Here is a 19,371-nt window from a genome sequence, read left to right as displayed (position 1 = left end):
GAACCTGCTGCGACAAAAACAACAAGCTCAGGAGCAACACCATGAAAACCACAACCCTCGCCGCCCGCCGCTGGTGGTACATCATGCCGATCGTGTTCATCACCTACAGCCTGGCGTACCTCGATCGTGCCAACTACGGCTTCGCCGCCGCGTCCGGCATGGCCGCCGACTTGATGATCACCCCGGGCCTGTCTTCATTGCTCGGGGCGCTGTTCTTCCTCGGCTACTTTTTCTTCCAGGTGCCCGGGGCGATCTACGCGCAAAAGCACAGCGTGAAAAAACTGATTTTCTTCAGCCTGATCTTCTGGGGCGGGCTCGCCACGCTGACCGGCGTCGTGTCCAACGCCTACTGGCTGATCGTGATTCGCTTCATGCTCGGCGTGGTCGAAGCCGCAGTAATGCCGGCGATGCTGGTCTACCTGTGCCACTGGTTCACCCGTGCCGAGCGCTCGCGGGCCAACACTTTTCTGATCCTCGGCAACCCGGTCACGATGTTGTGGATGTCGGTGGTCTCGGGCTATCTGGTGCAGCACTTCAGTTGGCGCTGGATGTTCATCATCGAAGGTTTGCCGGCGGTGATCTGGGCGTTTATCTGGTGGAAGCTGGCCGATGATCGTCCTGCTCAGGCCAAGTGGCTGAGCGATCAGGAAAAGCACGATCTGGAAAGCGCTCTCGCCGCCGAACAGGTCGGGATCAAAGCGGTGAAGAACTACGCCGAAGCCTTCCGTTCGCCGAAGGTGATCATTCTGGCGCTGCAGTTTTTCTGCTGGAGCATCGGCGTCTACGGCTTCGTGCTGTGGCTGCCGTCGATCCTCAAGGCCGGCGCGCAAATGGACATGATCGAGGCCGGCTGGCTGTCGGCGCTGCCGTACCTGGCGGCGGTGATCGGCATGCTCGCGGTGTCGTGGGGTTCGGACAAATTGCAGAAGCGCAAACGCTTCGTCTGGCCGCCGCTGCTGATCGCCTCCATCGCGTTCTATGGCTCTTACGCCTTGGGCGCGGAACATTTCTGGTGGTCCTACACGCTGCTGGTGATCGCCGGCGCCTGCATGTACGCGCCTTACGGGCCGTTCTTCGCCATCGTTCCGGAGATCCTGCCGGCCAACGTTGCCGGTGGGGCTATGGCGCTGATCAACAGCATGGGCGCGCTCGGTTCGTTCGGTGGCTCGTACCTGGTCGGTTATCTGAACAGCTCCACCGGTTCGCCCGGCGCTTCGTATTTGCTGATGAGCGGCGCGTTGCTGCTGTCGGTGGTGCTGACAATTTTTCTCAAGCCCGGCGCCAGTGATCGTGTCGTGGCCAAAGCCGTTGCCACGCGTCCTGTGCCGGCGCATTCCTGAAGAGATTTTTGCCCATGAAAAAGCAAGTCGTGCTGTACAAGAAACTGTCGCCAGCGCTGATGGCGCGCCTGCAACAAGCGTGTGAAGTGACGCTGATCGAAAGCCTCGATGCCGACGGGCTGATGAAGCTGCGCGACGCCTTGCCGAGCGCCCACGGTTTGCTCGGTGCCAGCTTGAAACTCGACGCCGCGCTACTCGATCTGGCACCGCAACTGCAGGCGATTGCCAGCGTTTCGGTGGGCGTCGACAACTACGACATCGACTACCTGAGCCGACGCAAGATCCTTCTCAGCAACACCCCGGATGTGCTCACCGAAACCACCGCTGACACAGGTTTCGCGCTGATCCTCGCCACGGCCCGGCGCGTGGTGGAACTGGCGAACATGGTGCGCAGTGGCCAGTGGCACCGCAACATCGGCCCGGCGCATTTCGGCACCGATGTGCACGGCAAGACCCTGGGCATCATCGGCATGGGTCGCATCGGCGAGGCGCTGGCGCAGCGCGGGCATTTCGGTTTTGGCATGCCGGTGCTCTATCACAGCCAGTCGCGCAAACCGGCAGTCGAGGAACGTTTTGCGGCGCAGTACCGCAGCCTGGAAGCGCTGCTGCAAGAGGCTGATTTCATCTGCCTGACCCTGCCGCTGACTGCGCAGACCGAAGGCCTGATTGGCGCCGAGCAGTTTGCGCTGATGCGCCCCGAGAGCAACTTCATCAATATCTCGCGCGGCAAAGTGGTGGATGAGGCAGCGCTGATCGACGCGTTGCGCCACCAGCGGATTCGCGCAGCGGGGCTGGATGTGTTCGAGCGTGAGCCGCTGAATCATGATTCGCCGTTGTTGCAGTTGAACAATGTGGTGGCAACCCCGCACATGGGTTCGGCGACGCATGAGACGCGGGAGGCGATGGCCAGGTGTGCAGTGGACAATCTGCTGGCGGCTTTGGCTGGGGAGAAGCCGGTGAATCTGGTGAATCCGGTGGCTTGGCAAGGCTGATATCTTCAGTGCCTGTTCTGGCCAAATCGCTGGCAAGCCAGCTCCCACAGGTTCTTCAGTGTTCATTACATTTCAGAACGACACAAAACCCTGTGGGAGCTGGCTTGCCAGCGATGAGGCCGGGACAGGCAACACAAACCATCAGGCACTACGCGCCTGCAACAGCTGCACCGCACACAACGCAATCCGCGCACAGGCATCCGCCAGCTGCACCCGATCCAGCACCAGCCCGATGCGAATATGCCCCGCCGCACTGGGCCCGAACGCCTCACCGGCCAGGACCGACACCCCGTAACCTTCCAGCAGCCGCTCGGCAAATGCCTGCGCACCAAACCCGGTCTGGCGCACATCGACCATCACGAACATCCCGCCATCGGGCCGGATCGGCTGCAACCCCGGGCAGCCGCGCAAATGCTCGCAGACCAGATCGCGGCGCAACCGATATTCCTCGCGCATCTGCGTCACCTCCGGCAGATCACCTGCCAACGCGACCTCCGCTGCTTTCTGCACGAAATCCGGCAGACCGAACAACATGCTCAACGACAGGTTCACCAGATGCTCGGCCAGCGCTTTCGGCCCGATCGACCAGCCGATGCGCCAACCGGTCATGGCGTGGGATTTCGACAGGCTGTTGATGGTCGCCGTACGTTCGGCCATGCCCGGCAGACTCGCCGGGCTGATGTGCTCGCCCTCGTAAAGCAGATCGCTGTAGACCTCGTCGCTGATCAGCCACAAATCGTGACGCATGCAGAGCGCCGCCAGTTCCTGCCAGATCAGCAGGGACAGGCTCGCGCCGGAAGGATTATTGGGACTGTTGAGCAACATCGCGCGGGTCTTCGGCGTGATCCGCGCGGCGACATCGGCGGGGTCAACGCGAAAGCCATTTTCCGGCCGTACCGGCACCGGCACCACCGTCGCGCCGCACGCGCCGAACACACCCTCGTAGGTCACGTACATCGGCTCGGCGACGATCACCTCGTCACCCGGATCCAGCAGGCATTGAGCGACCGAATACACCGCGCATTGCGCGCCGGGCAGCACGATCACGTGCTCGGCATCCACCACTTGACCGCTGCGCCGCTGGTGGCGAGCGGCGATCAGCTTGCGCAGCGCCAGTCGGCCACGCACTTCGGAATAATGGGTATCGCCAGCCAACAGGCTGTCGATGGCGCCGTGGATGATCGGCAGCGGCGTGTCGAAATCCGGATCACCCACGCTCAGCAGCAGAATGTCGACTCCCTCGGCGCGCAACGCCAGCGCGCGGTCATGAATCTGCCAGGCCGCTGCGCCCTCCCCGGCGATGCGTTGGGTCAAGGCTGAATAGCGCATGTACGTCTCCTGATGGCGCGGTCTCCAGCCTTCACCCTAGGTCAAATCACAAACCGCGCCACCATCGCATTCAAATCCACCGCCAGACGCGACAGTTCATGGGTCGCGGCGCTGGTCTGGTTGGCCCCGGCGGCCGATTGCGTGGCCAGATCACGGATGTTGACGAGGTTGCGGTCGACCTCACGCGAGACCTGCGCCTGTTCTTCCGAGGCGCTGGCGATCACCAGGTTGCGTTCGTTGATCTGATGGATCGACTGGGTAATCTGCTCCAGTGCCACGCCAGCGGCACGAGCCATTTCCAGGGTGGTCTGGGTGCGCTGGTTGCTTTGCTGCATCGACGACACGGCTTCACCGGTGCCGTTCTGAATACCGGCGACCATTTTTTCGATTTCCTGAGTCGATTGCGCAGTGCGATGGGCCAAGGCACGTACTTCGTCCGCTACCACCGCAAAACCGCGTCCGGCCTCACCGGCACGCGCCGCTTCGATCGCCGCGTTGAGGGCCAGCAGGTTGGTCTGTTCGGCGATGGCGCGGATCACATCGAGCACCTTGCCGATGTCGCGGCCCTGTGCGGCGAGGCCTTCGATCATTTGCGCAGTGCTCTGCACGTCATGGGTCATGGTCTGGATCGCGTCGACGGTTTTCACCACTTGATCGCGACCTTCGCGGGCGGCCTGGGTCGACTGGTTCGACGCTTCGGAGGTCGACACCGCGTTGCGTGCCACTTCTTCCACCGCGGCGGTCATTTCGTTGACGGCGGTGGCGGCTTGTTCGATCTCGTTGTTCTGCTGTTGCAGGCCACGGGAAGCTTCTTCGGTGACCGCGCTGAGTTCTTCGGCTGCGGCGCCCAATTGAGTGGCGGAGCCGGCGATCTGTTCGATGGTTTTGCGCAGATTGGTCTGCATCGTCGACAAGGCTTGCAGCAATTGTGTGGCTTCGTCTTTGCCATCCACTTCAATCGACTGGGTCAGGTTGCCGCCAGCGATGGTTTGCGCCGCCTGCACGGCACGGTTCAGCGGGGTGACGATGCTGCGAGTCAGCAGCAGGGCCAGCAGGACGGTGGCAAGCGCCGCGACAACAGCCACAATGACGATACCGGTAATGGCGCTGTCGTAGTGCTCACCGGCCTGCGTGGAGGCGACTTTGGCGCCTGCAGCGTTGATTGCGATCAGCTTGTTGAGCTGTTCGCCCATCTGGTCAGTGCCGTCCTTGATTCGCGTGTTGATCAAGGTGCGCATCTCGTCGACCTTGTCCTGACGCGACAGCTCCATCATCTGGTTTTGCGCTTGCAGGTAGTTGTCGAGCGTGGTCGCGAACGTCTGATACAACGCACGCTCTTCGCTCTCTGCCGGCAACGCGGCGTAACTGGCCTGAGCACTGCGCACCTTGTCCACCAGCACGCCGATGCGGGTTTGCGCTTCTTGCAGGCCTGCCGGGTCGCGGTTGACCAGAATCCGGAACGACAGGATCCGCAGGCGCAAAACGTTTTCCGTTACCACGCCAAGGTAGGTGACGCTGGGCAGTTGATTGGTCTCCATGTCGATGGAGGCCTGGCGGATGGTCGACATGCGGTTGACGGCGAACACGCCAAGGACAATCACCAACAAGGCGATAAAGGCAAAACCGAGGAAAGCACGAGGCGCGATATTCAGGTTACGCAGGGACATGGTTGGACTCTCGATAGAGGTAACTGCGAGCGTCCTTGCCGTCATCACTGGCCCTTGAGCGGGATCAGTCCGGCGGCACTGTTCGAGGGAATCTGTGTGCGCCTGACCTCTGTATCGGCTGGGCTTTAGGAAGATTTCGTGTAAAGCGAAAATATTTTTCAAGGTGTTTCACCACTGAAACACCCTGACACCAACCCTCTGTGGCGAGGGGATTCATCCCCGATCGGCTGCGCAGCAGTCGCAAAATCTCAAAACCGGTTGTTAGCGAAAAACGCAGGAGGCTGCTTCGCAGCCCAGCGGGGATGAATCCCCTCGCCACAACATCTTCACGCAGTCAGTTATTGACTTTGGCCATTTGCCAGACCCGGGCGATGTCCGTCGCCCGCTCGCGCAACAAGCGTGGAGCTTCGGCGCAGGCCTGCTCCAGGGTCATCGGGCCGCTGGTGACGGCGAATGCGGCGTCGATGCCGTGCTCGTAGAGTTCCTGATAACCCTCACCCAAGGTGCCAGCGATGACGATTACCGGGACATCGTGTTTTTTGGCGATCCGCGCCACACCAAACGGCGTTTTGCCGCGCAGGGTCTGCGCGTCGAAGCGGCCTTCGCCAGTGATCACCAGATCGGCGCCGTTGACCGCTTCAGCCAGGCCCACCAGCTCGGCCACCACGTCCACGCCTGCTTGAAATTGCGCGCCCAGAAACGCTTTCGCCGCAAAGCCCAGCCCGCCGGCCGCGCCGCTGCCCGGCTCATCGCGAACGTCTTTGCCCAACGCTTGCGCGCAGAAGTCGGCGAAGTGACCGAGGGCCTGATCCAGTTGTTGCACCTGTACCGGTGACGCGCCCTTTTGCGGGCCGAAAATCGCCGAGGCGCCATGCGGCCCGCACAGTGGATTGTTGACGTCGGCGGCGATGTCGAAGCGCACTTGGGCCAGACGCGGATCAAGCTCGCTCAAGTCCAGCCGCGCCAGTTGCGCCAAGGCCAGGCCGCCCGGTACCAGCACCTGACCTTGTGCATCGAGCAATTTCACCCCCAGCGCCTGCATCGCGCCGGCGCCGCCATCGTTGGTGGCGCTGCCGCCAATGGCCAGAATCACCCGTTGCGCGCCGGCATCCAGTGCGGCGCGAATCAGTTCACCGGTGCCGAAGGTGCTGGTGATGCAGGCATCGCGCTGCCCCGTAGGCACCAACTGCAAACCACTGGCCTCGGCCATTTCAATGATCGCGGTGTGGTTGTGCGGCAGCCAGCCCCATGCCGCATCGACCGGAGTGCCCAGCGGCCCGCGTACCCGAGTCCTGCGCAGTTCGCCTTCGCAGGCAGCAAGAATCGACTCCACCGTGCCCTCGCCGCCGTCAGCCATCGGGCATTTGACCAGCGTGGCGTGCGGCCAGACTTGCGCCAGGCCCAAGGCAATGGCCTCGGCAACGCCTTGGGCACTCAGGCTGTCCTTGAACGAATCGGGGGCGATGACGATCTTCATGCGAATTCTCCAGTTCCAATGCGCTTCATGCTGCCAGTCGGCACGCGCATTGACGCCTGTCCGCTGCACAAGGGCGGTTGGCGTTTATTGTTCATTTCTACAAAAGCCTTGGACTTGATGCCGAATGCTCTGGCCTCATCGCTGGCAAGCCAGCTCCCACAGGGATCTTCAGTGGCTACATAACTTGTAATCACCTTGTAAACCTGTGGGAGCTGGCTTGCCAGCGATGGCGGCCTTAAGAACAACTCACACCGCCGGATCAGTCTGCGGCAGTAATTGCACCCCAAGGTACAACGCCAACATCCCGTCCAGCCGCAACGGATCAACTCCGCTGATCTCGGCAATCCGCTCCATCCGGTAACGCAAGCTGTTGCGGTGAATGCCCAGCGCATCGGCACAGGCCTGGCTCTGGCCGTCGTGTTCACACCAACTGCGCAGGGTCGCGAGCAACTGGCCGTTGCCGTCCTTGGCGATGACCTTGCGCAACGGTTTGAGCAACTCATCCAGCGCATCATCGTTGCGATGGCGCCAGAGCATCACCGGCAAACGATAGCGATTGAGCGTCAGCAGTCGCGACTGCGGCAGCACCTCACGCCCATACGCCAGCAGATCGCCGACCCGTCGATAACAGCGGCGCAAACCGGCCAGCCCATCCGCCTGCCCGCCCACGGCGATGCGCAGAATGTTCCAGCCCAGGCCATCCAGCTTTTCCAGCAAACGATCATGCTCAACCGTCTGACTTGCGGGCCGGCACCACAGCAGCGATGACTTGGCCGAACTCACGCACCAGCTGTCCGGGTAGCGCGAGGTCAACCATGCGCTCAATGCCTCGACGGTTTGTCCCGGCCCTTGTTCCAGGCCCAGCTCGAACAGGTACGGCACCCGGGTCAACTGCGGCTTGAGCCCCAGTTGCTGCGCCTCATCGACCAGCCGCGGCGAGTCGCCGGCGTCGCTCAACAGCAACGCCAGCAGGTCATCGCAACGCTGGCGCCGCCATTGCTGCTCGGCCTGCTGATTGCGCTGACCAACGAGCATTTCGGCAGTCATGCGCACCAGTTCGGCGTAGGTGCGCAGTTGCTCCGGCTCGCCGGTAATGCCGAGTACGCCAATCAGGCGCTGATCGAGTAACAGCGGCAGGTTGATCCCCGGCTGCACACCTTTGAGATGCATCGCCGTTTGCGCATCGATTTCCACCACGCGGCCGTTGGCCAGCACCAGTTGCGCGCCTTCGTGACGGGTGTTGATGCGCTCCGGTTCGCCACTGCCGAGGATCAGGCCCTGGCTGTCCATGACATTGACGTTATAGGGCAAAATGGCCATGGCCCGGTCGACGATATCCTGAGCGAGGTCGTGATCGAGTTCGAACATGATCGGCAAAATCCTTAAGCAACGGCGGCGGACGGTTGTTCACCCGCACAGGGTCTGGCGGCAAACCCTGTGCTCAGGCACAAAGACAATCCGGCCAAAGGTGGCCGAGACTCTCAGGGCGATCAACGTTAACCTGTGCATCGCAAAAAATCATAATAAAGAGAGAGCCGCTATGTCGCAGAGCGCCGCAGCTACCCAGACCATCGACGACGGTAAAAACGCCGTCTACAAACGCATCACCCTGCGTTTGATTCCCTTCATTTTCATCTGCTACCTGTTCAACTACCTCGACCGGGTCAACGTCGGCTTTGCCAAGCTGCAGATGCTCGACGCGTTGAAATTCAGTGAAACCGTGTACGGCCTCGGCGCCGGGATCTTCTTCATCGGCTACGTGCTGTGCGGCGTACCGAGCAACCTCGCGCTGACCAAGTTCGGTCCACGGCGCTGGATCGCGCTGATGATGATCACCTGGGGCACGCTGTCGACCTGCCTGTTGTTCGTCACCACCCCGACCCAGTTCTACACCCTGCGCCTGTTCACCGGTGCGGCCGAAGCCGGGTTCTTCCCAGGTGTGGTGCTGTACCTCTCGCAGTGGTTCCCGACGTTCCGCCGTGGACGGATCATGGCGCTGTTCATGTCGGCGATCCCGGTCTCCGGCCTGCTCGGCAGCCCGTTTTCCGGTTGGATCCTCAACCACTTCGCCGCCGGCCAGGGCGGCCTGGCGGGCTGGCAGTGGATGTTCCTGCTGCAAGGCATTCCGACCGTGATCCTCGGCGCCCTCGCCTATTTCCTGCTGAGTGACAGCTTTGCCAACGCCAAGTGGCTGAGCCCGCACGAGCGCGCGGTGCTTGAAGCCGATCAGGCCGAAGACCTGGCGAACAAACCGAAAACCACCTCCGACTCGTTGCTTGCGGTATTCAAGAACCCGGCGATCTGGGCGTTTGGCCTGATCTACTTCTGCATCCAGAGCGGCGTGTACGCGATCAACTTCTGGCTGCCGTCGATCATCAAGAACCTCGGTTTCAGCGACAACCTGGTGATCGGCTGGTTGAGCGCGATTCCGTATCTGCTGGCGGCGGTGTTCATGCTGCTGGTCGGGCGTTCGGCGGACTTGCGCAAAGAGCGTCGCTGGCATTTGGTGGTGCCAATGCTGATGGGCGCCCTCGGCCTGCTGATCGCGGTGAACTTCGCCGCCAACCCGGCCATCGCGATCCTCGGCCTGACCCTTGCAACCATGGGCGCGCTGACCGGTCTGCCGATGTTCTGGCCAGTGCCGACTGCGCTGTTGAGCGCAGGCGCCGCGGCCGGCGGACTGGCGTTGATCAACTCGATGGGGCAGATGGCCGGTTTCCTCAGCCCGTACCTGGTGGGTTGGGTCAAGGACAGCACCGGGTCGACCGATGCCGCGTTGTATCTGCTGGCGGGTGTGATCGTTGGCGGCAGCTTGCTGGCGTTGCGCATGACGAGGACTCTGCGGGCTTAATCATCACGCTTTAAGATCAAAAGATCGCAGCCTGCGGCAGCTCCTACAGGAAAACGCGTATTTCCATGTAGGAGCTGCCGCAGGCTGCGATCTTTTTTCTTTACTGATTGCAACGCCCGAACTTGCCAATCACGGAAAAATCCCGCAAAAACGCACAGATCTTTAAAGGATTTTTACCAATGAGCTCGATTCTCGATCTGGAGATCTTCGTCCGCGTGGCCGACTCCGGCAGCATCTCCGCCGCCGCCCGCGCCCTGGAACTGACGCCGGCCGCCGCCAGCATTGCGTTGAAGCGCCTGGAAACCCGTCTCGGCATTCGCCTGCTCGCGCGCTCCACCCGCAGCATGCGCTTGACCGAAGAAGGTCGGCGCTATCTCGACAGTGTACGCATCGCCTTGTCCGCCTTGGCCGAAGGCGAACAAGCGCTCAAGCAACACGGCGAAGGCCTCAGTGGGGTGCTGCAACTGGCGGCGCCGTCGGATTTCGGGCGCAACGTATTGTTGGCATGGCTGGATGAATTCAAACGCGAACACCCGAATATTCAATTGCAACTGCTGCTAAACGATCGGCACGCCGATCTGTTTCGCGAAACCGTGGATGTCGCGCTGCGCTTCGGCGTGCCCAGCGACTCGACGCTGGTGGCGCTGCCGATTCTGCCGGCGCATCGACGAGTAGCCTGCGCCAGCCCGGACTATCTGGCTCGCCATGGCACCCCGCAACATCCCGGCGAACTGAACGAGCACAGCGCCGTGCTCTATTTGCGCAACGGCCGGCCTTACAACACCTGGCGCTTCAGTCGCGAGGACGAAACGCTGGAAGTTGAAGTCCACGGTGACTATCTCAGCGATGACGGCGAAGTCGCGCGGCGCTGGGCGCTGGCCGGGCATGGCATTGCCTACAAAGCCTGGCTGGACGTCGCCGAGGATGTGCGCGGCGGACGCCTGCTGACGCTGTTCGATGACTGGCATGGCGAGAGCGTGCCGTTCAATCTGCTCTGCCCGCATCGGGTCCAAGTGTCCGAACGCGTTCGGGTGTTACAGGCGTTTTTACAGACGCGTTGCGCAGCACTGAGCCGATAATTCACTTTGCCCCGTCGGATGCTTCTGGTATTTGATTGGGGTTTTCCCACCGATAAAAGGATTTCGGCATGAGCTATCGCACACTGGGGCACTCGGGGTTGCAGGTGTCCAGCCTCACCCTCGGCACGATGATGTTTGGCGAACAGACCAGCGCCGAGGATTCGCTGCGCATCATCGACAAGGCCTGGGATCAGGGCATCAATTTCATCGACACCGCGGACGTCTACACCAACGGCCGCTCGGAAGAAATTGTCGGCGAGGCGATCGCCCGCCATCGGCACGACTGGGTGTTGGCAACCAAGGTCGGTTTCGGCCCGGCGGACGGCGTGCCAAACCGCAGCGGTTTGAGCCGCAAGCACATCTTCAACGGTCTGGAAGCCAGCCTCACGCGCCTCGGTACCGACTATCTCGACATCTATTACCTGCACCGCGAGGACCACAACACCCCTCTGGAAGTAACCGTGTCGGCGATTGGCGATCTGATTCGTCAGGGTAAAATTCGCTATTGGGGCTTGTCGAACTATCGCGGCTGGCGCATCGCCGAGGTGATTCGCATCGCTGACAAGCTCGGTATCGACCGCCCGGTGATCAGCCAGCCGCTGTACAACATCGTCAACCGCCAGGCCGAGACCGAACAGATCACCGCCGCGCAGACCTATGGCCTCGGCGTGGTGCCTTACAGCCCGCTGGCCCGTGGCGTGCTCAGCGGCAAATACGCACCCGATGTCACTCCGGATGCCAACAGCCGCGCCGGGCGTCAGGACAAACGTATTCTGGAAACCGAATGGCGGGTTGAATCGCTGCGCATTGCTCAGCAGATCCAGCAGTACACCCAGGGCCGTGGCGTGGGCATGGTCGAATTCGCAATTGCCTGGGTGCTGAACAACAATGCGGTGACTTCGGCGATCGTCGGGCCGCGCACCGAGCAGCAGTGGGATGCTTACACCAAGGCGCAGGCGGTGCAGATCACGGCGGAAGATGAAGCGTTTATCGACTCGCTGGTGACCCCGGGGCACGCGTCGACACCGGGGTTCAATGATGTGAGCCATTTTGTGTCGGGCCGTAAACCGCGCCAGGCCTGAAAGCCTCACAAGCCGGGCATCAGCGGCGTCAGCAGATTACGAGGGCAACACCAATCCATTGTGGCAGCGAGCCTGCTCGCGAAGAGGCCGGCACATTCAACATCTGCGTTGTCTGGCACACCGCTTTCGCGAACAGGCTCGCTCCCACAGGTTTTGTGCTTATCTTCAGAATGTGGGAAATATTGAGCACTCGGCCAATATTCAGCACAAAAACCACGTATCCTGCGCGCCCTGTTTGATCACCCACCGCGAGGACAGTTTGTCTAAAGGTATCGCTCTATCGGTTTCAGCGTCAGTGCTGTTTGCCGTCATGTATTACTACACCTCGCTGCTCACCCCGTTGAGCGGCGTGGAAATCTTTGGCTGGCGGATGCTGCTGACCGTGCCATGCATGACCGTGTTCATGCTGGTCTCCGGTGAATGGCGGCGGGTGCTGGAATTGCTGCGGCGCGTGGCCGGCCCTCCGAAGCTGTTAGGTGGCCTGATCGTTTCGGCAGCGTTGCTCGGCGTGCAGTTGTGGCTGTTCATGTGGGCGCCGCTCAACGGTTATAGCCTCGACGTGTCGCTGGGCTATTTCCTGCTGCCGCTGGCGATGGTGCTGACCGGGCGCATCGTCTACGGCGACAGCCTGTCGTACCTGCAGAAAATCGCGGTGTTCTTTGCCACGCTGGGTGTGGCGAACGAGCTGTATCGGGTCGGCGGTTTTTCCTGGGCGACCCTGGTGGTCGTTGTCGGTTACCCGCTGTACTTCGTGCTGCGCAAACGCCTGAAGACCGACAACCTCGGCGGTCTGTGGGTCGACATGACGCTGATGCTGCCGGTGGCGTACTGGTTTGTACGCGGTGGCGAGCAAGGCTTTGCCGTGTTCGATCAGTATCCGGGCTTGCTCTGGCTGATCCCGCTGCTCGGTTTGATCAGTGCGTCAGCGCTGGTGGTGTATATCATTGCCAGCCGCTTGTTGCCGTTCAGCCTGTTTGGTCTGCTCAGCTATGTCGAGCCGGTATTGCTGCTCGGTGTCGCGCTGTTGCTCGGTGAAAGTATCAAGGCCGGTGAATGGCTGACTTACATCCCGATCTGGCTGGCGGTGGTGGTGCTGGTGTTTGAAGGCTTCAAGCACTTGATGCGGCAACGCCGCTCTTAAAAGCAAAAGATCGCAGCCTTCGGCAGCTCCTACATTGGATACATTCTCTGTAGGAGCTGCCGAAGGCTGCGATCTTTTGATCTTGAAAAAACCTGGCATAAGCCAGGCTTTTTTATGGCTTACTCGGTCGCGAGTACACCACGGCGCACCTGGTCACGCTCGATCGATTCGAACAGCGCCTTGAAGTTGCCCTCGCCGAAACCATCGTCGCCCTTGCGCTGGATGAATTCGAAGAACACCGGCCCCATCAGGGTTTCCGAGAAGATCTGCAGCAGCAGACGCTTGTCATCCGGGTTCGACGAGCCGTCGAGCAGGATGCCACGCGATTGCAGTTGATCCACCGGCTCGCCGTGGTTCGGCAGACGGCCTTCGAGCATTTCGTAATAGGTGTCCGGCGGCGCGGTCATGAAGCGCATGCCGATCTTCTTCAACTGATCCCAGGTCTTGACCAGATCGTCGGTGAGGAACGCCACGTGCTGGATGCCCTCGCCGTTGAACTGCATCAGGAACTCTTCGATCTGCCCGGCGCCCTTGGACGACTCTTCGTTCAGCGGGATGCGGATCATGCCGTCCGGTGCGGTCATCGCTTTCGAAGTCAGGCCGGTGTATTCGCCTTTGATGTCGAAGTAGCGGATCTCACGGAAGTTGAACAGCTTCTCGTAGAAGTTGGCCCAGTAGGCCATGCGGCCGCGGTACACGTTGTGGGTCAGGTGATCGATGATCTTCAGGCCGGCACCGACCGGGTTGCGGTCAACGCCTTCGATGAACACGAAATCGATGTCATAGATCGAGCTGCCTTCGCCGAAACGGTCGATCAGGTACAGCGGCGCGCCGCCAATGCCTTTGATCGCCGGCAGGTTCAGCTCCATCGGCCCGGTTTCGATATGAATCGGCTGAGCACCCAATTCCAGGGCGCGGTTGTAGGCTTTCTGCGAATCCTTGACCCGGAACGCCATGCCGCACACCGACGGACCATGCTCGGCAGCGAAGTACGACGCTACGCTGTGTGGTTCATTGTTGAGGATCAGGTTGATCGCGCCTTGGCGATACAGGTGCACATTCTTGGAACGGTGGGTCGCGACTTTGGTGAAGCCCATGATCTCGAAGATCGGCTCCAGGGTGCCAGGAGTCGGCGATGCGAACTCGATGAACTCAAAGCCCATCAGGCCCATTGGGTTTTCGTATAAATCTGCCATGGTGACGCCTCATCATTCTTATCAATTAACCAGAGTTAGTTGTCAGTAATGCTGAGACCGGCGGGTGGTGCGCAGGAGATGCCTCGCACACTGCGGGCGAGGAAGTCACCGTAGATCAGTTGAAACCCGAATATCTTCATTGTCGACCCAAGGCTCTTGCGGGCGAGGCTTCTGCTGCCAGAAGACGTTTATTATTGTATGCGTAACCGGATTCTACACAGCGTAAATAGGGTTGTCTGCCCTCTCTATAAAATCCGCCTTTTTCGCATCGGTGCAAGGGGTTTGTTGCACAGGTAAATTCCCGCCAGCACCAGCGCGCCGCCAAAGCACAGAGTCAAGGTCAGTTGCTCGCCAAGCAACAGCGCGCCGAGCAGCACTGCGGTCAGTGGATTGAGGGCAATGAACACGCCGGAACGGGTCGCACCGATTTTGCGGATGCCGTCGTAGTAGCCGATGTAAGCCAATGCCGAGCCGAACACACCGAGGTAGATCAGGCTCAGCCATTGCGGCGTGTCGAGGTTGAGCAAGGCTGCCGCGCTGACCTCGCCACGCAGCATTGCCAGCGCCCACAGCATCACGCAGCCGATCAATACCGAAAACGTCACCGTCTGCAGCGGGCCGAGTGCCTGATTCAACTCGCGGGAAAACAGCGAGTAAATACCCCAGCCCGCTACGCAACCGAGAATCAACAAATCGCCGATCCAGGCATTCGGTGTCACGGCGAGCAATTGCGGGTTGCGGCTGACGATCACCAGACTCGCGCCGCCAATGCACAGGGCGATGCCGGCGACTTTCACCCGGCCCAGGCGCTCCTTGAACAACAGCCAGGAAGCCAGGCCGATCACGGCCGGATTCAACGCGACGATCAACGAAGCGCGCGAGGCATTGATGTACTGCAGGCCATAAAAGAAACAGAGGTTGTAGAAAAAGATCCCGAAGAACCCCAGCAGCGTCAATTGCAACCATTGCCGAGGCGTCGGTCGTGCCAGCGGGATACGCGCAATCCATACAAACCCAAGCAACGCCACGCTGGCGAGCAGGAAGCGCAGGCTGGCGGCGAACAGCGGGCTGAGGCTGCCCGCCAGAAAACGCCCGGCGACAAAGGTCCCGCCCCAAATCATGGTCACGGCTGCCAGCGTCAGATAAACCGACCGATCAGAAACGTTATTGCGAGTTTGCTCCACGTTGCGCATGACGCTCCAAACCAGAGAAGCCAAAGGATGGCGTATCATTTACTTCATTCCCTCTCATCGTAAAATGAGCAAACACTCATGACCCTCACGCAACTGGAGATCTTCTCACTGGTCGCCGAACTGCGCGGCTTCACCCTCGCCGCCCATCGTCTGGGGATTTCGCAGTCAGCGGTATCCCACGCCATGAAATCCCTGGAGCAGGAGTTGGGCGTCGAGTTGTTGCGCCGACACCCGTCGCAGGTGGAGCTCACCGATATCGGCGAGCAGTTGCTCCAGCGCGCACGCGCCATGCTCGGCCTGGCCAACACTCTGCGCCAGGAGGCGGCCGATGCGCGGGGTATGAAAAGCGGTACGCTGCGCATTGGCTCGTTCGGCCCGACGGCGTCGATCAAGTTGCTGCCGAGAATTCTGCAGCGCTATCGCCAAGTCCATCCCGGCATAGAAGTACACATCGATGAGGGGCCGGACCGGCAGGTACTGCAGTGGCTGGAAGAGCGGCGAATCGACGTCGGTTTCGTGGTGTTGCCCGAGGATCGCTTCGACACTTTTGCGCTTGTCGAAGACCAGATGGTTGCCCTGCTCCCGCTCGGTCATCCACTGGCCGCAAGCGCGGCGCTGAGCCTTCAGGATTTATGTGCCGACCCGTTTGTGCTGACCGAGGCCGGTTCAGCGGAACTGGTTTCACGCCTGTTCACTGCCGCGCGCCTGCAACCGAACATTCGCTACCGCTGCTCGCAATTGCTCAGCACCCTTGACGTCGTCAGCCGGGGCGATGCAGTCACGGTCGTCGCCGAAGGCTCATTGCCAGACGAGCCAGCGCCGCGCTACGTGAAGAAGCCGCTGTTGCCGGCGGTGCAACGTCTGATCGGCCTCGCTGTTCTCGATCAGCGTCAGGCTTCGCCCGCCACGCGGGCATTTATCGAACTCGCCAAGCAGATCAATCAGCCGTGAGCGGCACAAGCGCCAGCGGCCATCTATCATCCCTTCTGACTCCGCTGTTCCTCACCGGTGCGCCGTTGCCAGGCCTGCATTCGAGCGTTCCACCTCATCGCAACAGGATGCGCCTATGCCCTTGACCGTCAGACCCCGCCGCAAACGTAGCGTACGCATTTTGGTGACCCTGCTTTGCGGAGTATTGCCCGTCCTGCTGGGCGGCGGGATTCTGTATATGCAAGCCGAACGGGCCTTGCAGCAGAGCACGCAAAACACCGCCGATGAGGCGTTGCGCCAATTCGAGCTGATGCTCGACAACACCGCCCAGGCTGCCAGCGAGTTATTGCCCCTGGCTGGCCAGCCCTGCGAAAGCGTAAAACTGGCTTTGCGCGAACAGGTGACCCGCCGGCCTTTCGTGCGCTCGACCAACCTGGTGTGGGACAACAACCTCTATTGCAGCTCGCTGTTCGGTGATTTCAAGGAAGCCGTGAATCCGGGCGACTATGCGCAAGGCAAACTGTGGTTGATGAATGGCAACCCCGTCACGCCCGACACCGCGCTGCTGGTGTATCGGCTCAGCGAAGGTCGTGGTGGCGCGCTGACTACGCTCGATGGCTATCACTTGAGCAACATACTGCGCTTGATCGGTCGGCAGACGCAGTTGGTGCTGCAGGTCGGCGACAACTGGCTGTCGGCTGATGGCAAAGTGCATCAGGGCGCCCTCCCGCCGCTGCCGATAGCGCAAAGTACGTTGGTGTCTTCACGTTATGCCTTCAGTGTCAGCGCAGGGTTCGCGCAAGGGCAAACGTGGCGCTACATGGCCGCCGAATACCCACCGCTGTTCAGCCTGCTGATCTTTTTCGGGGTGATCTCGGGCGCGATCGCTCACGTCCTGCAACGACGCGCCACCTCGCCCAGCCATGAAATGCTCCGCGCTCTGGAGGCCGGCGAGTTCATCCCTTACTTTCAGCCAGTGGTGCATGGTGACAGCAGGAAATGGTCCGGCGCCGAAGTGCTGATGCGCTGGAAACACCCCAAGGAAGGCCTGGTGCGCCCGGACCTGTTCATCCCGTTCGCTGAACATTCGGGGCTGATCGTGCCCATGACCCGCTCGCTGATGCAACAGACTGCCGCCCTGCTTGGCCCGCTTTCTGTGGACTTCGACCAACCGTTCCATATCGGCATCAACATCACCGCCAGTCACTGCCAGGACCTGGAGCTAGTGGAGGACTGTCGCGAATTTCTCGCGGGGTTTGCCCCCGGCAGTATCAACCTGGTGCTGGAGCTGACCGAGCGCCAACTGATCGAGCCGACCGACGTTACGCACCAGTTGTTCGAGCAGTTGCACACGCTCGGCGTAATGATCGCCATCGACGACTTCGGCACCGGGCATTCAAGCCTGGGCTACCTGCGAAAATTCAATGTCGATTTTCTCAAGATCGACCAGAGTTTTGTCGCGATGATCGGCATCGATGCGCTGTCGCGGCATATTCTGGACACGATTATCGAACTCTCGGCCAAGCTTGATCTGGGTATTGTTGCCGAAGGTGTAGAAACTCCGGCACAGGCTGACTACCTGACCGCACACAACGTCAACTTCCTGCAAGGCTATCTGTTCGGAAAACCCATGCCCGGCGCCGACTTCATCGCTGCATTAAGTGATCGTTAACTAAAAATAAATTAAGCCCGACGCTTCGACCCGACGCACCAAATTGATACAAAACACCACTGTTGTTACATGACGACAAGATCAGGATTTACTCTTGGCGCATTAACTACTACAATTTTTTCAGCCTGTGCAAGATTGACAGGTGAGCCATTATCACCGAGTCGCTTCAAGGCTCTTGGCTTATAGCTTTGTTTGCGGTTGGTATCAGCCAAACACACTATTGGAGTAAAGATATTGTCCAGACTCGCTGAATTTCGTGCAGCTGAAAAGGCCCTTCAGGAACAGCTCAAGCAGCTGGAATCGCTGAAGAACGATGCCGGGCTCAAGAAAGAAATCGAATTCGAAGAAAAGCTCCAGGGGCTGATGAAAACCTACGGCAAAGGCCTGAAAGACATCATCGCCATTCTCGATCCGAACCCGTCCAAGTCCGGCTTGCAAGTGTCCGCCGCACCAAAAACCCGCCGCGCTCGCGTGGTCAAGGTTTATCAGAACCCGCACACCGGTGAACTGATCGAAACCAAGGGCGGCAACCACCGTGGCTTGAAAGCCTGGAAGGAACAATACGGTGCAGCCACCGTTGATTCCTGGTTGCGCGGTTAATATTGCGCCAACAAACAAGCCCTGCTGTATGCAGGGCTTTTTTTTGACAATATCTAACAAAAGCAACGATTTCCCCCGCGCTAGTTATCAATCCGCTTTAACACCCACAAGACGTGAGGCTGAAAAACTCATGCCGGGATGTTGCGACGGTCACCGCTGCTAAACTTTGTGCTTAATGCCTTCGAGGTATCTAACCTGGCCGAGGTGAAACAGAGGCTTAAAGTTTCAAGCTGTTTCTCACGGCGACTATTTCGTCAGCGCTGGCCTTATAAATCTCAGCCTGACCCGCGTAAGAAAGTACATAAGCCTTATCCGCCCCGACCGCCGCAACCAATGTTTGCGACAACACATGTCGGCCATTTTCAGTGATCGTACAGGTGGTTTCCAGTGCGTCCAGAGCGCCGAGTTTCGCCGGGTGCACCTTATTGCACACACTCTGATAACCACCCTGGAAAAAGTCTTTCTGAATCGACTTGCGCATCTCCAGCAGCACGCCCGGCACATTGACCTGATGACCAGCTTCAACCTGAGTCATGGTCAACTCCATCACCATGACCTGATTGCCATCGGCGTCGTTTTTCACCGCACGCTGGCGCGACACCTGCGGCGGTGTGTCGGGCAATGCCTGGATTTCCCACCCCGCAGGCCAGGTGATACTCGGCTGATCGGCCCATGCCGGAGCGGCCAGCAGCGACGAGAAAAGGCAAACGAATAGCACGTTGAACGGTCGGATCATTACCAGAGGCACTCGCAGATTGAGCAGCAAAGTCTGAGGCCCGGTCGCCCCCAGAGCAAGCCGCGCATTCGGTTTGGCGATGCCGC

At 60.2% G+C, this 19,371-nt stretch carries 16 protein-coding genes; 9 read left to right on the top strand and 7 right to left on the bottom strand.

Translation table 11 applies throughout. The features are described from left to right. Nucleotides 1-41 precede the first annotated feature (41 nt). Both B1722_RS02415 and B1722_RS02410 read left to right on the top strand, forming a co-directional pair. The gene (locus B1722_RS02415; RefSeq protein ID WP_086791117.1) at nt 42-1,340 is read left to right on the top strand and encodes an MFS transporter; all 1,299 of its coding nucleotides are present in this window, start codon (nt 42-44) and stop codon (nt 1,338-1,340) included. Between the two features lie 14 nt (nt 1,341-1,354). Continuing rightward, complete coding sequence (locus B1722_RS02410) at nt 1,355-2,332, top strand: D-glycerate dehydrogenase (RefSeq protein WP_086791116.1); 978 nt, start codon at nt 1,355-1,357, stop codon at nt 2,330-2,332. Between the two features lie 141 nt (nt 2,333-2,473). Here B1722_RS02410 and B1722_RS02405 read toward each other — a convergent pair whose 3' ends face one another. The 4 genes from B1722_RS02405 to B1722_RS02390 all read right to left on the bottom strand — a co-directional run bounded on the left by B1722_RS02405 (nt 2,474) and on the right by B1722_RS02390 (nt 8,173). Further along, nucleotides 2,474-3,661 (bottom strand): pyridoxal phosphate-dependent aminotransferase, encoded by a 1,188-nt coding sequence (locus B1722_RS02405; RefSeq protein WP_086791114.1) that lies wholly within the window; start codon nt 3,659-3,661, stop codon nt 2,474-2,476. Between the two features lie 41 nt (nt 3,662-3,702). Beyond that, nucleotides 3,703-5,328, bottom strand: coding sequence for a methyl-accepting chemotaxis protein (locus B1722_RS02400; protein WP_041063716.1), 1,626 nt, complete (start codon nt 5,326-5,328; stop codon nt 3,703-3,705). A gap of 334 nt (nt 5,329-5,662) precedes the next feature. Next, nucleotides 5,663-6,805 carry a glycerate kinase gene (locus tag B1722_RS02395; protein ID WP_086791113.1) on the bottom strand — a complete coding sequence of 381 codons (1,143 nt, stop codon included), beginning with the start codon at nt 6,803-6,805 and terminating at the stop codon, nt 5,663-5,665. Nucleotides 6,806-7,051: 246 nt separating this feature from the next. After that, nucleotides 7,052-8,173, bottom strand: coding sequence for a sugar diacid recognition domain-containing protein (locus B1722_RS02390; protein WP_086791111.1), 1,122 nt, complete (start codon nt 8,171-8,173; stop codon nt 7,052-7,054). Between the two features lie 172 nt (nt 8,174-8,345). On the opposite strand from B1722_RS02390, the gene B1722_RS02385 reads away from it, so the two are divergent. From B1722_RS02385 to rarD, 4 genes are all read left to right on the top strand, one after another. Further along, a complete protein-coding gene (locus B1722_RS02385) occupies nt 8,346-9,656 on the top strand; it encodes an MFS transporter (protein ID WP_041063709.1) in 1,311 nt (436 codons plus the stop codon). A gap of 179 nt (nt 9,657-9,835) precedes the next feature. Beyond that, the gene (locus B1722_RS02380) at nt 9,836-10,735 is read left to right on the top strand and encodes a LysR family transcriptional regulator (RefSeq protein WP_086791110.1); all 900 of its coding nucleotides are present in this window, start codon (nt 9,836-9,838) and stop codon (nt 10,733-10,735) included. Between the two features lie 68 nt (nt 10,736-10,803). Next, nucleotides 10,804-11,817: an aldo/keto reductase gene (locus B1722_RS02375; protein WP_086791109.1), complete on the top strand. Its 1,014-nt coding sequence runs from the start codon at nt 10,804-10,806 to the stop codon at nt 11,815-11,817. A 259-nt stretch (nt 11,818-12,076) separates the two neighbouring features. Beyond that, nucleotides 12,077-12,958, top strand: a complete 882-nt coding sequence (gene rarD, locus B1722_RS02370) for an EamA family transporter RarD (protein ID WP_086791527.1) — start codon at nt 12,077-12,079, stop codon at nt 12,956-12,958. Between the two features lie 119 nt (nt 12,959-13,077). Here the strand turns inward: rarD and hppD are convergent, their stop codons facing one another. Both hppD and B1722_RS02360 read right to left on the bottom strand, forming a co-directional pair. Beyond that, nucleotides 13,078-14,154: a 4-hydroxyphenylpyruvate dioxygenase gene (gene hppD / locus B1722_RS02365; RefSeq protein WP_041067161.1), complete on the bottom strand. Its 1,077-nt coding sequence runs from the start codon at nt 14,152-14,154 to the stop codon at nt 13,078-13,080. A gap of 245 nt (nt 14,155-14,399) precedes the next feature. Continuing rightward, on the bottom strand, nt 14,400-15,347 hold the full coding sequence (locus B1722_RS02360; protein ID WP_041067158.1) for a DMT family transporter: 948 nt from the start codon (nt 15,345-15,347) through the stop codon (nt 14,400-14,402). 78 nt (nt 15,348-15,425) lie between these two features. Between B1722_RS02360 and B1722_RS02355 the strand changes: the two genes are divergently transcribed. The 3 genes from B1722_RS02355 to B1722_RS02345 all read left to right on the top strand — a co-directional run bounded on the left by B1722_RS02355 (nt 15,426) and on the right by B1722_RS02345 (nt 18,549). Then, nucleotides 15,426-16,298: a LysR family transcriptional regulator gene (locus tag B1722_RS02355; protein WP_086791108.1), complete on the top strand. Its 873-nt coding sequence runs from the start codon at nt 15,426-15,428 to the stop codon at nt 16,296-16,298. Between the two features lie 115 nt (nt 16,299-16,413). Then, a complete protein-coding gene (locus B1722_RS02350; protein ID WP_086791106.1) occupies nt 16,414-17,949 on the top strand; it encodes an EAL domain-containing protein in 1,536 nt (511 codons plus the stop codon). Between the two features lie 234 nt (nt 17,950-18,183). Then, on the top strand, nt 18,184-18,549 hold the full coding sequence (locus B1722_RS02345) for a histone-like nucleoid-structuring protein, MvaT/MvaU family (protein WP_003224630.1): 366 nt from the start codon (nt 18,184-18,186) through the stop codon (nt 18,547-18,549). A gap of 217 nt (nt 18,550-18,766) precedes the next feature. Here B1722_RS02345 and B1722_RS02340 read toward each other — a convergent pair whose 3' ends face one another. Next, nucleotides 18,767-19,285 carry a DUF4946 domain-containing protein gene (locus B1722_RS02340; RefSeq protein ID WP_174376815.1) on the bottom strand — a complete coding sequence of 173 codons (519 nt, stop codon included), beginning with the start codon at nt 19,283-19,285 and terminating at the stop codon, nt 18,767-18,769. Nucleotides 19,286-19,371: the final 86 nt, after the last annotated feature.

Origin of the sequence: Pseudomonas sp. SCPG-7, assembly GCF_002156405.1 — a bacterium.
Taxonomy (GTDB): Bacteria; Pseudomonadota; Gammaproteobacteria; order Pseudomonadales; family Pseudomonadaceae; genus Aquipseudomonas; species Aquipseudomonas parakoreensis.
This window is presented reverse-complemented; position numbering and strand designations above follow the sequence as displayed.